Source organism: Methyloligella halotolerans, from assembly GCF_001708935.1.
GTDB lineage: Bacteria > Pseudomonadota > Alphaproteobacteria > Rhizobiales > Methyloligellaceae > Methyloligella > Methyloligella halotolerans.
This window is the reverse complement of the sequence record NZ_MASI01000002.1, coordinates 44,176-57,474: the sequence shown is the minus strand read 5'-3', so window position 1 is coordinate 57,474 and position 13,299 is coordinate 44,176. Positions and strand designations below refer to the sequence as shown.

The window sequence follows — 13,299 nt, the reverse complement described above, 5'->3', positions numbered from 1 at the left end:
GACAGGACCGTCACAGACGCCCATGGGGCTTAGGAGTATTGATGAGCGAACCGCAGACCAGCGTAGAACAGCCGAGCCACGACGAATTCGCAGCGCTTCTTGAAGAATCTCTTGCCGATGTAGCGCTCGAGGAAGGCACCGTTGTTAAGGGGACCGTCGTCGGCATCGAGAAGGACGTTGCGGTTATCGATGTCGGTCTGAAGACCGAAGGCCGCGTGGCCCTGAAGGAATTCGGCGCCACGGCCAAATCCGAAGATTTCAACGTCGGCGATATCGTCGATGTCTATCTGGAGCGCGTCGAGAACGCGCTCGGCGAAGCCGTTCTGTCGCGCGAGAAAGCCCGCCGCGAAGAGAGCTGGGTCCGCCTGGAAGAGAAGTACAAGAACAACGAGCGCGTCGAAGGCATGATCTTCAACCGCGTGAAGGGCGGCTTCACCGTCGATCTCGACGGCGCCGTGGCCTTCCTGCCGGGCAGCCAGGTCGACATCCGCCCCGTGCGCGATGTCTCGCCGCTCATGAACGTGCCGCAGCCCTTCCAGATCCTCAAGATGGATCGCCGCCGCGGCAACATCGTCGTCTCCCGCCGTTCGGTTCTCGAAGAGCACCGGGCGGAGAAGCGCTCCGAGATCGTCGGCCGGCTCGAAGAGGGTCAGGTCATCGAGGGCGTGGTCAAGAACATCACCGACTACGGCGCCTTTATCGACCTGGGCGGCATCGACGGCCTGCTCCATGTCACCGACATGGCTTGGCGCCGCGTTTCGCACCCGTCCGAGATCGTCAATGTCGGCGACACGGTGAAGGTGCAGATCATCCGCATCAACACCGAATCCCAGCGCATCAGCCTCGGCATCAAGCAGCTTGAGGCGGATCCGTGGGAAGGCATCGCCTCGAAATATCCGGTTGGCGCACGCTTCCAGGGCAACGTCACCAACATCACCGACTACGGCGCCTTCGTGGAGCTGGAGCCGGGTGTCGAGGGTCTGATCCACATCTCCGAGATGAGCTGGACCAAGAAGAACGTCCATCCCGGCAAGATCATCTCCACCAGCCAGCAGGTCGAGGTGCAGGTGCTCGAGGTGGACGCCGAGAAGCGCCGCATCTCCCTCGGTCTGAAGCAGACCCAGGAGAACCCGTGGTCGGCCTTCGCCGAGTCCCACCCGCCCGGAACCGAGATCGAGGGCGAGATCCGCAACATTACCGAGTTCGGCCTGTTCATCGGCCTCGAAGGCGGTATCGACGGGATGGTCCATCTCTCCGACCTCGACTGGAACAAGTCGGGTGAAGAGGCTCTGAAAGAGTACAAGAAGGGCGAGACGGCCAAGGCCGTCGTTCTCGAAGCCGACGCCGAGAAGGAGCGCATCAGCTTAGGCATCAAGCAGCTCGGCTCCGATCCCTTCGAGGGTGAGGGCAGTGGCGGCGAGAAGCTCAAGAAGGGCGCCCGCGTCACCTGCGAGGTCACCGATGTCAAGGACGGCGGCCTGGATGTGAAGCTGGTCGATTACGATCTGCCGGCCTTCGTTCGCCGCGCCGACCTGTCCCGCGAGCGTTCCGAGCAGCGGCCCGACCGCTTCGGCGTGGGCGAGAAGTTCGACGCCGTCGTGACCCAGTTCGATCCGAAGAGCCGCAAGGTCAATGTCTCCATCAAGGCACTTGAGATCGCCGAGGAGAAAGAGGCCGTGGCTCAGTACGGCTCGACCGACTCCGGCGCGTCGCTCGGCGACATTCTCGGGGCGGCTCTGAACAAGGCCAGCGAAGGCACCGATGAGGAGCCGGCCGAGGAAGAAGCCAAGCCGAAGAAGAAGGCCACCAAGGCGGCCAAATCCGAAGAGAAGGCCGACGACAGCGCCGAAGAGGCTGCTGACGATTCCGCCGAAGAGGCGAAGGACGAAGCGTCCGACGACTCTTCCGAAGCGGACAAATAAGAATGCTGTCTGCCGCGTCTCGAATTCCGGTTCGGGGCGCGGCATTCATGCTATATAGCGGCAATCTCGAACCCGCCGAGCAAGGCCGATGGCTCCTGACAGCGAAGTCCTGATCGACCGCCGCCGCACCCGCCGGCGCCTGACCTTCTGGCGTTTTTCGGCAATCACCCTCGCCGTTCTGCTGCTCATGGCAATGCTCCTGAGCAACGTGAAGTTCGCCGGCCAGGCGGGCGTCCTGCCCCATATCGCGCGGGTCGAAATCAACGGCATCATCACCGACGACCGCAAGCAGACCGAGCTCCTGGAACGCCTGCGCAAGGCTGATCAGGTCAAGGCGGTCATCGTCGCCATCGACAGCCCCGGCGGCACCACGACGGGCGGCGAGACCCTGTTCCGGGCCATCCGCCGCCTCGCCGAGGAGAAACCCGTCGTGGCGACATGCGGCACCCTGGCCGCGTCCGGCGGCTATATCGCCGCGATCGCCACGGATCGGATCTTCGTTCTCGGCAACACCCTGACCGGTTCCGTCGGCGTCATTTTCCAATGGGTCAATGTCAGCGAGCTGCTCGATCATGTCGGCGTGAAGGTCGAGGAGGTCAGGAGCGGGAAGCTCAAGGCGGTCCCGAATCCGTTCGAGCCCGCCAGCGAGCCCGCCCTGAAGCTCACCCGCGAAATGGTCGACGACGCCAAGGATTGGTTCTTCGGGCTGGTGAAGGATCGCCGCAAGATCGATCTCGACGACGTTCCGGGCCTTAAGGAGGGCCGGGTCTATTCCGGCCGCCAGGCGGTCAAATACGATCTTGCCGACGCGATTGGCGACGAGCGCGACGCCCGCAAATGGCTGGCGAAGGAGAAGGGCATCTCCATGAAGACCGAGGTCATCGAGTGGTCGGTCGATGAAGAGGACGAAGGACTTCTCGGAGGGCTGTTCGGCAGTGTCGCGAGCAGTTTCGGCTTTCCGATGAAGGAGATGAGACAGGTCGCGAGCGATCTCACCGATTCGCTCCAGCTTGACGGTCTGGTCTCGCTTTGGCACGTTAACAACCGGTAGTTGGGGGTACGGCCGTCATCGGGAAGGCGAGCGGCCGAGCGGGGCGTAACATGATAAAATCTGAGTTGATCCAGCGGATTGCTGCTGCCAACCCACATCTCTTTCAGCGGGATGTGGAGCGCATCATCAACATTATTCTGGACGAGATCGTCGCCGCGCTGGCGAGGGGCGAACGTGTGGAACTGCGCGGCTTCGGCGCTTTCACCGTGAAGCATCGCGCAGCGCGCCAGGGGCGTAATCCGCGCACCGGCGATACCGTCTTCGTGGAAGACAAATACGTGCCCTTCTTCAAGACCGGCAAGGAGCTGCGGGAGCGCTTGAACGGCGAGCACGAGCACGAACACGAAGCCACCGCCGAGGCGGGCTGAGCCTCCGGGCGGGTTACGCCGAAGCGGGTCATTGGGAGGGCAGGGATTTCGAGATCCCGATGGGCCTCCCTGGCCTTGGCTTCGCGGCGGCGAGCACGTTGCGGCGAAGGGGCCGGCGACGCGCCTCGAGAAGAAGCGTCAAGTTGATGAGGTGAAGCCCGGTGTGGCGTAGTTTCGGCTTTGTCCTGATCGTATTGCCCCTGGCGATAATCCTCATCGCCCTGGCTGTCGCGAACCGCGCGCCGGTGGATCTCGTCCTCGATCCGTTCGCAGGACGCTTCGTCGTTCAGATCCCGCTCTTCCTGCTCATCTTCGGCAGCCTCGGCCTCGGACTTCTCATCGGCGGCTTCGCCACCTGGATCAGCCAGGGCAAATGGCGCAAGACGGCGCGCAGCCGGCGCCGCGAAGCCTACGATCTGCGCCGTCAGGCCGATCGCTTGGAGCGGGAGCTGGAGGCGCGCGAGGCGGATCCCCATCAGCCGCGGCTTACCGCCGAATAGCGCGGCACAGGAAGTCGCTCTCCGTTAGGGAACGTTAGCCGGGCGGATGGACTCAAAGCGCCGGATTGCCTAGTTTGAAGCAACTGCGCCCAAGTCCGGCGATGATCGCGGACGAACCGGCGGATTTCTCCAAAACCGGCGAATTTCTTCAAGAGTAGCGTAGACCGTGGCGGTAAAGATCAAGATTTGCGGCGTGCAGACCAACGAGATCGCCGAAGCGGCGATCGAGGCGGGCGCCGACTATCTGGGTCTTGTCTTCTTCCCGCCCTCGCCGCGCAATCTGTCCTTCGAGCAGGGCGCCCGCCTTGTGAAGGCCGTCGACGCGCGCATCCCGACCGTTGCGGTCCTGGTCGATCCCGACGACGAGCTGATCGATCGTATTGTAACGACCGTGAACCCTGACTACCTGCAACTCCATGGAAGCGAGAGCCCGGAACGGGTCGCCGCCATCAAGGTCCGCAGCGAGCTGCCGGTGATCAAGGCGGTGCCTGTCGAGAAGGCCGAGAACGTGGATGACGCCGCCGGCTATATTGAGATCGCCGACATCATCCTGTTCGATGCGAAGCCGCCCAAGGGCAGCAAGATGCCGGGCGGACGCGGCGAGCGTTTCGACTGGGAACTGCTGTCGGAGCCGGACGTCCCACGCCCCTTCGGCGTGTCCGGAGGCCTCGATGCCGGCAACGTGTTGGAGGCCATGGCTGTGACCCATCCGGACCTGGTCGACGTATCGTCCGGCGTTGAGAGCGCTCCCGGCGAAAAGGATGAGGAGCTGGTGCGCTCCTTCATCAATATCGCAAAGCTAGCCGAGCCGGAGGAGCAGCAGGCCGCCCAGTGAGGTTTGCAGAAAGAACATCATGGCCGCATCGCAGACTTTGAATAGCTATCGCAACGGCCCCGACGAACGGGGACGCTTCGGCCTGTTCGGCGGACGCTTCGTCGCCGAGACGCTGATGCCGCTCATCCTGGATCTGGAGAAGGCCTACAACGAAGCGAAGCACGATCCGGAGTTTCAGGCCGAGCTCAAGAGCATGCTCGCCCATTACGGCGGACGGCCGAGTCCGCTCTATTTCGCCGAGCGCATTACCGAAGAGCTTGGCGGCGCGAAGGTCTATTTCAAGCGCGACGAGCTGAACCACACCGGCTCCCACAAGATCAACAATTGCCTGGGCCAGATTCTGCTCGCCCGCCGCATGGGCAAGACCCGCATCATCGCCGAGACGGGGGCCGGACAGCACGGTGTCGCCGTAGCCACCGTGGCGGCGCGCTTCGGTCTGCCTTGCGTGGTCTATATGGGCGCCACCGACATCGCCCGCCAGAAGCCCAATGTCTTCCGCATGCGCCTGCTGGGCGCCGAGGTGAAGCCCGTCACCTCCGGTGCCGGGACCCTGAAGGACGCCATGAACGACGCTGCGGGACTGGGTAACCAATGTCGAGGACACCTTCTACATCATCGGAACGGCGGCCGGCCCGCATCCCTATCCGGCCATGGTGCGCGATTTCCAATCGGTCATCGGCGAGGAGACCCGCCAGCAGATGATGGAGATGGAAGGGCGACTGCCCGACACCCTCGTTGCCTGCATTGGCGGCGGCTCCAATGCCATCGGCCTGTTCCATCCCTTCCTCGACGATCCCGGCGTCGCCATTTACGGCGTGGAAGCCGGTGGCCACGGCGTCGATACGGAGAACGGACATGCCGCCTCCATGACCGGTGGCAAGCCCGGCGTGCTGCACGGCAATCGCACCTATCTTCTGCAGGACGACGACGGGCAGATCCTCGAAGGCCATTCGATCTCCGCCGGTCTCGACTATCCAGGCGTCGGTCCGGAGCATTCCTGGCTGAAGGATACGGGCCGCGTGAACTACGTCCCTGTCACCGACAAGGAAGCGCTCGACGCCTTTCAGTTCTGCACCCGGCTGGAGGGCATCATTCCTGCGCTCGAGCCGTCTCACGCTCTGGCCCACGTCATCAAGCTGGCGCCGACGCTCCCCAAGGACAATCTGCTGGTGATGAACATGTGCGGCCGCGGCGACAAGGACATCTTCGCCGTCGCCGACCACCTCGGCATGGAGATGGGATGACCGAGACGCGTATCGACAGACGCTTCGCCGCTCTGAAGCGCGAGGGCCGGGCCGGGCTGGTGACCTTCGTCACCGGCGGCGATCCGGACTACGAGACCTCCCTCGAGCTCCTCAAGGGACTGCCCGGCGCGGGTGCCGATGTGATCGAACTCGGCATGCCCTTCTCAGATCCCATGGCCGACGGTCCCGCCATCCAGGCGGCCTCTCAGCGCGCCCTGAAGGGCGGCCAGGACATGCACAAGACCCTGGCGATGGTCCGCGCGTTTCGCGAGGATGACGAGGATACCCCGATCGTCCTGATGGGCTACTACAATCCGATCTTCGTGTTCGGCGTGGACACCTTCCTGAAGGAGGCCGTCGCGGCGGGTGTCGATGGGCTGATCGTCGTCGATGTTCCCCCGGAAGAGGACGAGGAGCTGTGTCTTCCGGCCATGCAGGCCGGGCTGAACTTCATCCGCCTGGCGACGCCGACCACCGACGAGCGGCGCCTGCCCAAGGTTCTCGCCAACACCTCCGGTTTCGTCTATTACGTCTCGATTGCCGGGATCACCGGCACAGGTGCTCCCGATGCAGCCAAAGTGCAGGCGCATATCGGGCGCATCAAGGCCAAGACCGATCTTCCCGTGGCTGTCGGCTTCGGCATCAAGACGCCGGAGCAGGCCAAGGCTTTATCCGAGGGTGCGGAAGCCGTGGTCGTCGGCTCGGCCCTGGTGAAGACGATCGAAGAGAACCTCGACGAGAACGGGCGGGCGGCGGCCGGGACCCGGGATCAGGTTCTCAAGCTGGTGGGCAGCTTGAGCGCTGCCCTACGCCAGCCTGAGAAGGCCGTCGCAATCTAAGGTATTTCGCATCTTTCTGCCGGTTGTGAGAGTTTAAGACCCGTGAATTGGATCAACTCAGTCGTAAGACCCAAGATTCGCAACATCCTCCGCAAGAAGGAGGTGCCGGATAACCTCTGGGTGAAATGCCCCGAGACGGGGCAGATGATCTATTACAAGGATCTCGAAGCGAACGGCTTCGTGGTCCCCGGCAGCAATTTTCATATGCGCATGAGCGGCGAGGTCCGTCTCAAGGCGCTGTTCGACCGGGGCGTTTTCGAGCCCATCGCGCTGCCCGATGTCAGCCCCGATCCCCTGAAATTCCGCGACGAGCGGCGCTACACCGAGCGCCTCAAGGACGCCCGCAACAAGACCGGCCTCACCGACGCGGTCGTCGCCGGCGAAGGCACGCTCGACGGCCAGAAGGTCGTGTCGGCGGTGCAGGACTTCGCATTCATGGGCGGCTCCCTCGGCCGGGCGGCTGGCGAAGCGGTGGTCACCGCCATGCGTACGGCGGTGAACCGGAAGGCACCCTTCATTCTGTTCGCTGCCTCGGGCGGCGCACGCATGCAAGAGGGGATCCTCTCCCTGATGCAGATGCCCCGCACCACGGTCGCGGTCCAGGAGCTTCGCGAGGCGGGCCTGCCCTATATCGTCGTGCTGACCAATCCGACCACGGGCGGCGTCACCGCCTCCTACGCCATGCTGGGCGACATCCATATCGCCGAGCCCGGCGCCCTGATCGGCTTTGCCGGCCCGCGAGTCATAGAGCAGACGATCCGCGAGCAGTTGCCCGTCGGCTTCCAGCGCTCGGAATATCTGCTGGAGCACGGCATGGTGGACATGGTCGTCCACCGCCATCAGCTTCGCGAGACCCTTTCCCGCATCTGTCATCTCCTCATGGAGCGCGAGAGCGGCCGCCAGGTCGCCATCCCCGACGTCGTCACGCCGGAAGTCTCTGTGCCGGAAGGGATGAACGGTGTCTCCGCAAAGGATATGCCGGACTCTTCCATCGCCGTTGAGGATGGTGAGGCCATGGCCGCGAAATCCCATCATCCGGCTGGCAAGGGAAACGGCGCCGCTCCGATCTCCGGCGAAGCCCACGCGGACGACGAGGCGGAAGAGGGAGGCACCGACGGCCACAGCCAGGCATCGGGCAACGGTCAGCAAAGCGACCGCCCGCCCAACGCTTAGGCCAAGCTAGGTTGAACAAGCCAAATTGAACAAACGTCCACCCGATCTCGCGGGCGCTTCGCCTCTCTCCGGCACCTATACCAGCGCCACGCTGCTTGAGCGGCTTCAGCAGCTCCACCCCCAGGTCATCGACCTGTCTCTGGGGCGCATGGAACGTCTGCTCGCGGCTCTCGATCATCCGGAGGACAAGCTTCCGCCGATCGTTCATGTCGCGGGCACCAACGGCAAGGGATCGCTCATCGCCTTCGTCCGGGCCATCGCCGAGGCCATGGGCAAGAAGGCCCATGTCTATACCTCGCCCCATCTGGTCGATTTCCACGAACGCGTCGTGCTGGCGGGCGAGGGCGGCGGCAAGCCAATCCCCGAAGCCGATCTTGTGAAATGCTTGGCGCGCGCCGAAGAGGCCAATGACGGCGAGCTCATCACGCTGTTCGAGATCACCACGGCCGCCGCGATGCTGGCGTTTTCCGAAGCGCCGGCGGATCTCCTGTTGCTGGAGACCGGCCTGGGCGGCCGGCTCGACGCCACCAACGTGGTGGAGAAGCCGCTGCTCACTGTCATCATGCCGGTCTCGATCGACCACGTCTCCTTCCTCGGCGACACCATCGAGAAGATCGCGGCCGAGAAGGCGGGCATCCTGAAGCCCGGCGTTCCTTGCGTTGTCGGACGTCAGCCGCCGGAGGCCCTCAAGGTCATTGAGGCCCGGGCCAAGGAGATCGGCGCGCCGCTCCATGTCGCGGGTCAGGATTGGAACGTCTTCGAGCAGCATCAGCGGCTGGTTTTCCAGACCGAGTCTGTCCTGCTCGATCTCTCATTGCCCCGTCTGGTCGGCCGCCATCAGATCGAGAATGCCGGCGCGGCCATCGCTGCCGCCAGCCTGATCTTCGGCGACGAGCTGACACCGCCGGCTCTGGAGGCCGGTCTCGCCAATGCCAAATGGCCGGCGCGTCTGGAGCGTCTGCTGCCCGGCGCCCTCTACGATCACGTGGATGAGGGAACGGAGATTTGGCTCGACGGCGGCCATAACGCCGCCGGGGGGTCCGCCGTGGCACTTGCCCTTGCGGAGCTCGACGAACGCGCACCCGCGCCGCTTCAGCTGGTCTGGGGAATGATGGAGGGAAAGGAGGCCGAGGCGTTCCTGGCCCCCTTCAAGGGCCTCATCGAGCGCATCTATACCGTTCCGATCCCGGACGAGCACAATTCGTACGATCCGGAGACTCTGACCGAGATCGCAAGAAATTCAGGCTTCGAGGCTGTATCTACGAACGGGCTGGTCTCCGCCCTGGAGAGAGCGCAGGCCGATGTCGGCGACACGGCACGCATCCTGATCTGCGGCTCGCTTTATCTTGCGGGCCACGCGCTGCGATACCATCGGGGCAACCGAGCCTAAGCAAAGGCCCGGCCGCCGAAATCTTCAGATTTTAGAGGAAAGAGCGACCGTTACGCCGCGGCGGCGCCGATCGTACCTTCGATCCACTCCGCAAGCCGGCTCTTCGGCTGAGCGCCCGTATGGGTCGCGGCCAGCTCGCCGTCCTTGAAGATCATGAGGGTCGGGATGGCCCGCACATTGTACTTCGAAGGGGTGCGCGGGTTTTCGTCGATATTGATCTTGGCGACCTTGATCTTGCCGCCATACTCTTCCGCGATCTCCTCGAGCGCAGGCGCGATCTGGCGGCAGGGTCCGCACCATTCGGCCCAGAAATCCACCACCACCGGGGTAGAGGACTGCAGAACTTCTGCGTCGAAGGTGTCGTCGGAAATCGTGGAGGTTGCCATGTTTTTCTCCTCTGCCGCAGGCGGGCTTAGGGAAGTGCCCGTCGCCTAGGGGCAACCTAGGTATGCCCCCTCAGCGCGTCAAGACTGGCTTCCCTGCAATATCTTTGTTTCGGCCTGTGCAAGTTGGGCTTCGGGGATTTCCATCAGCCGCGCCCCATCGGTCCAAAGCAGGCAGGCTCGGATTTCCTTGTTGGGATAGAGGTCCTTAAGGGCAATCCGATAGGCCGCCAGCTGTGAGATATAAGCCGGTGCGACGGCTTCCGGTTCCAGGGGCGGAGGCCGATTCGTCTTGTAGTCGAGGATCAGCACGGCCTCCTCGGAGAGGACCAGACGGTCGATCTGCCCACTCAGAAGACGCGCGGTTTCGCCACGGCCGATTCGCGCCACCACAGGGACTTCGGCCAAGCTCCCCGGTGCGAACAGGGCCGAGAAATCCGGATGGCCGGCAATGGCGAGGGATTCGGCGACGATGTCGTCCCTCAGACCTTCCGGGAGGTCGGCGCCGCGCACCGCAATGAACCGCGCTGCGGCGGCCTCGCGCGCCTCAACCGGGATCTGCGGCAGATGCTCCAGGAGCGCATGTATCAGACGGCCCCGGGTGAAGCGATAATCCTCCGAAAGCGCCTTCGGCCCAAGCGGCGGCGACTCGAAGCTTGGCGCGCCGCCGGGCGTTCCCTCCACCTCGATGCCTGAAGGCGTGAGCGGCTGCATCCCGCGTTCTTGCGGCACGGGGCCGCGCGCCCAATCCGGAAGGGCTTGTGCCTCATCCTCGCCCGGCCGGCGCGGCGCTTCCGGCACCACCTTGTCCGGTGGCGATGTCAGTCGGTGAACCGGGCGGCCTTCAGCGTCTTCCGCCTCGCTCAATAGCCCCCGCAAGGCGGCGCGCGCGAGGTCGTACCAGGAGCCGTTCCCCTCCCGGCCAGGCTTCCAGCCGCCGATATACAGCCGGTCACGCGCACGGGTCATCGCCACATACAGGAGCCGGTGATATTCCTCCAGCTCCGCATCCTTGGCGGTCTGCCTGGCATCGTCCAACGGGTCTATGCCCCTGGCGCCCGCGGGCCACACGATATGAACCGGCGCGTCCTCGGGCTGATGCGCGCGCGGGATCTCGAACAGCGATCGCCGACCGTGATTGGGGAGGCGGCACGTATCGGGCAGGAAGACGATGGGCGCCTGCAACCCCTTCGCGCCATGCACCGTCATGATGCGCACCTCGTCGCGCTCCTGCTCCATGTCCCGCTTGATCTCCAGATCGCCCGCCCGAAGTTGATACACGAAGCCTTGCAGCGACGGCGCTTCCTCCCGGTCGTAGGCGAGCGCCAGCTCCAGCATCTCGTCGATCGCTTCCGCCGCCTCCGGGCCCAGCCGGGTCAGGAAGCGCTTGCGGATCTTCTGCCCGTCCCGTCCCAGCACGTGGGCGAAGAATTCGTAGGGCGGCATGAAATCGGCGAAGCCGAGCCACTCGGAAAGGGTGGTGGCGGCTTCCGCGAAGTGCTCCTCGCCCGCGAGGTTCTGGCCGGCCCGGTCCTGCAGCGTGCGCCATAGCGAGCCCCGCCTGTCATGGGCCAGCGCGAACAGATCGTCGTCGTCGAGGCCGAAGAGCGGGCTCTTCAGAACGACGGCGAGGGCCAGATCGTCCTCCGGCATCAACAGCACGTCCGCAAGCGACAGCAGATCCTGCACGGCAAGCTGGTCCGTCAGCACCATGCGGTCGGCGCCGGCCACCGGGATGTTCAACCGTTTCAGCCATCTGATCATGGCAGGCACGAAGGGGTTCCGCCGCTGCACAAGGATCAGGATATCGCCTGGCCGCACCGGCCGGGCCGCTGACTGAAGCATCTCCTCCTCGTCGAGCCAGCGCCGGATGGTCCGCGCGATCCGTTCGGCGAGCGTCTCCACGGCGCGCTTGGTGGCGCGTTCCTCGTTCCACGGCTCGAAGGGCGGCGTGGGGTTCGGCTTGTCTTCCTCCTCCGCCTCCCACAGCTCGACCAGCCCCGCCTGGCCTTCCCGGTAGGCATGATGCTGGATCACCGTCTCCGCCTGCCACGTCAGCCCCTTCGCGGCGTCGGCCTTCGCGAAGACCTGATCCACCGATTGCAGCACGGGCGCCACGGACCGGAAGGAAAGGCTGAGCGGCACGTCATGCCAATGCTGGGCCGCCTGCCTTGCCTGCGCCGCGAACCGGCGGCCGTAGGTACCGAACTGTGCCGGGTCCGCGCCCTGGAAGCTGTAGATGGACTGCTTCTCGTCCCCCACCGCGAACAGTGTCCGCACCCGCGCACTCGCCCCCTCGCCGGCGAAGAACTCCGCCGCCAACTTCTCAACGATCTGCCATTGCGCTGGGTTGGTGTCCTGCGCCTCGTCCACCAGGATGTGGTCGATGCCGCCGTCGATCTTGTAGAGCACCCATGCCGCCGCCATGCTCCGGTTGAAGAGCTGCAGCACCTTCTCGATGAGATCGTCGTAATCGAGCGCCGCTTCCGCCTGCTTGGCGCGGGTATAAGCGCCCTGGATGGCATCGGCGAGGGTCAGCAGAGCCGTGCTCGCCTGTGCGCAGCCGAGCGCCTGGATGTCACGGTCGATGGCGGCATACCGGCTCTGGGCTTCGTCGAGCTTGGCGCAGAGATCGGGCGCCGCCTTCTTCACCGCAGCGCTGCAAACCCGCGACCGCGGCTTGCCCTCGCCCGTGAAGAAGATCGGCCGCAACGCCGCGGCGCGGGCTGGGCCGGTGGTTCCCTTTGCCTTCGCCGCTGCCTTCAAGAAGCGTTCGTCGTCGCCCGTCGTGCCGCCATAGGCCAAGATCGCCTCGACCAGGTCCGCTAGCTCATCGTCGGGAAGGACATCGCCCAGGGAAGTCTGAAGCGCGCTTGCGTCGCCGTCGGCATCCAGCCCGAACAGATCCTTCAGCGCCGCGCATTCGAGATCCGGCCAGTCGGACCCCGCGCCGTGCAATCCCTGAAGTTGCTGAAGCGCATGCCGCTTCTCCAGCGCCGCGTGGATAATATTGCGGAACTGGTCCTCCCCGGCCAGACGCACGACGGTTGTCAGCGCGCGCCCAAGGCGACTCTCCCGGTTCGCCGCCGCCTGGCCAAGCACCTCGTCGAACGCGTCGGAGAGGTGCCGCGCCTGATCGCGTTCCTCCAGGATCGTGAAGTTCGGCGCGACCCCGGCCTCAAGCGGAAAGCGCTGTAGCAGCCGTTCGCAGAAACCGTGGATGGTGTGGATCTTCAGCCCGCCCCGCGCTTCGAGCGTGCACGCGAAGAGCCTCCGGGCGGTAATCACATCTCGCGGTTCCGGCGCCCGGCCCAGCACACGCGTGAGCGACTCCTGGAGTGTTTCGTCCTCCTCCGTGGCCCATCCCGCCAGCGTGTCGAGCAGGCGGTTCTGCATCTCCGCCGCCGCTGTCTTGGTGTAGGTCAGGCAGAGGATGCATTCCGGCGCAAAGCCCGCCAGCAGCAGCCGCAGGATACGCCGAACAAGTACGGCCGTCTTGCCGGTGCCCGCATTGGCGGAGACCCAGACGGAAGCGTCCGGCTCCGATGCTCGCGCCTGGTTGCGGTCTGCGGCCTTGAGGAGCTCGCTCATTCG

At 64.7% G+C, this 13,299-nt stretch carries 10 protein-coding genes and 1 pseudogene; 9 read left to right on the top strand and 2 right to left on the bottom strand.

Translation table 11 applies throughout. The features are described 5' to 3' along the window. Nucleotides 1-41: 41 nt before the first annotated feature. The 9 genes and pseudogenes from rpsA (at nucleotide 42) to A7A08_RS04515 (ending at nucleotide 9,322) form a co-directional block, all read left to right on the top strand. Nucleotides 42-1,922, top strand: a complete 1,881-nt coding sequence (gene rpsA / locus A7A08_RS04555) for a 30S ribosomal protein S1 (protein WP_083226455.1) — start codon at nucleotides 42-44, stop codon at nucleotides 1,920-1,922. An 88-nt stretch (nucleotides 1,923-2,010) separates the two neighbouring features. Then, nucleotides 2,011-2,973 carry a signal peptide peptidase SppA gene (sppA, locus tag A7A08_RS04550; RefSeq protein ID WP_069094363.1) on the top strand — a complete coding sequence of 321 codons (963 nt, stop codon included), beginning with the start codon at nucleotides 2,011-2,013 and terminating at the stop codon, nucleotides 2,971-2,973. 50 nt (nucleotides 2,974-3,023) lie between these two features. Continuing rightward, nucleotides 3,024-3,341, top strand: a complete 318-nt coding sequence (gene ihfB, locus A7A08_RS04545; RefSeq protein WP_069094362.1) for an integration host factor subunit beta — start codon at nucleotides 3,024-3,026, stop codon at nucleotides 3,339-3,341. Nucleotides 3,342-3,502: 161 nt separating this feature from the next. Further along, on the top strand, nucleotides 3,503-3,841 hold the full coding sequence (locus A7A08_RS04540; protein ID WP_069094361.1) for a lipopolysaccharide assembly protein LapA domain-containing protein: 339 nt from the start codon (nucleotides 3,503-3,505) through the stop codon (nucleotides 3,839-3,841). 166 nt (nucleotides 3,842-4,007) lie between these two features. Next, nucleotides 4,008-4,676, top strand: a complete 669-nt coding sequence (locus A7A08_RS04535; protein ID WP_069094360.1) for a phosphoribosylanthranilate isomerase — start codon at nucleotides 4,008-4,010, stop codon at nucleotides 4,674-4,676. A 19-nt stretch (nucleotides 4,677-4,695) separates the two neighbouring features. After that, nucleotides 4,696-5,920, top strand: a pseudogene (trpB, locus tag A7A08_RS04530) (tryptophan synthase subunit beta). Then, complete coding sequence (gene trpA, locus A7A08_RS04525; RefSeq protein ID WP_069094359.1) at nucleotides 5,917-6,759, top strand: tryptophan synthase subunit alpha; 843 nt, start codon at nucleotides 5,917-5,919, stop codon at nucleotides 6,757-6,759. The pseudogene trpB and the gene trpA overlap by 4 nt, the downstream one beginning before the upstream one ends. 42 nt (nucleotides 6,760-6,801) lie before the next feature. Then, nucleotides 6,802-7,932 carry an acetyl-CoA carboxylase, carboxyltransferase subunit beta gene (gene accD, locus A7A08_RS04520; protein ID WP_083226454.1) on the top strand — a complete coding sequence of 377 codons (1,131 nt, stop codon included), beginning with the start codon at nucleotides 6,802-6,804 and terminating at the stop codon, nucleotides 7,930-7,932. A 25-nt stretch (nucleotides 7,933-7,957) separates the two neighbouring features. After that, a complete protein-coding gene (locus A7A08_RS04515; protein WP_069094358.1) occupies nucleotides 7,958-9,322 on the top strand; it encodes a bifunctional folylpolyglutamate synthase/dihydrofolate synthase in 1,365 nt (454 codons plus the stop codon). Between the two features lie 50 nt (nucleotides 9,323-9,372). Here A7A08_RS04515 and trxA read toward each other — a convergent pair whose 3' ends face one another. Next, nucleotides 9,373-9,708 (bottom strand): thioredoxin, encoded by a 336-nt coding sequence (trxA, locus tag A7A08_RS04510; RefSeq protein ID WP_069094357.1) that lies wholly within the window; start codon nucleotides 9,706-9,708, stop codon nucleotides 9,373-9,375. Between the two features lie 78 nt (nucleotides 9,709-9,786). Next, nucleotides 9,787-13,296: a double-strand break repair helicase AddA gene (gene addA, locus A7A08_RS04505; RefSeq protein ID WP_069094356.1), complete on the bottom strand. Its 3,510-nt coding sequence runs from the start codon at nucleotides 13,294-13,296 to the stop codon at nucleotides 9,787-9,789. Nucleotides 13,297-13,299 lie beyond the last annotated feature (3 nt).

Coding starts and splice junctions, on each gene's coding strand:
- rpsA (WP_083226455.1), top strand. CDS start 42: ATGAGCGAACCGCAGACCAGCGTAGAACAGCCGAGCCACGACGAATTC.
- ihfB (WP_069094362.1), top strand. CDS start 3,024: ATGATAAAATCTGAGTTGATCCAGCGGATTGCTGCTGCCAACCCACAT.
- sppA (WP_069094363.1), top strand. CDS start 2,011: ATGGCTCCTGACAGCGAAGTCCTGATCGACCGCCGCCGCACCCGCCGG.
- trxA (WP_069094357.1), bottom strand. CDS start 9,708: ATGGCAACCTCCACGATTTCCGACGACACCTTCGACGCAGAAGTTCTG.
- addA (WP_069094356.1), bottom strand. CDS start 13,296: ATGAGCGAGCTCCTCAAGGCCGCAGACCGCAACCAGGCGCGAGCATCG.
- trpA (WP_069094359.1), top strand. CDS start 5,917: ATGACCGAGACGCGTATCGACAGACGCTTCGCCGCTCTGAAGCGCGAG.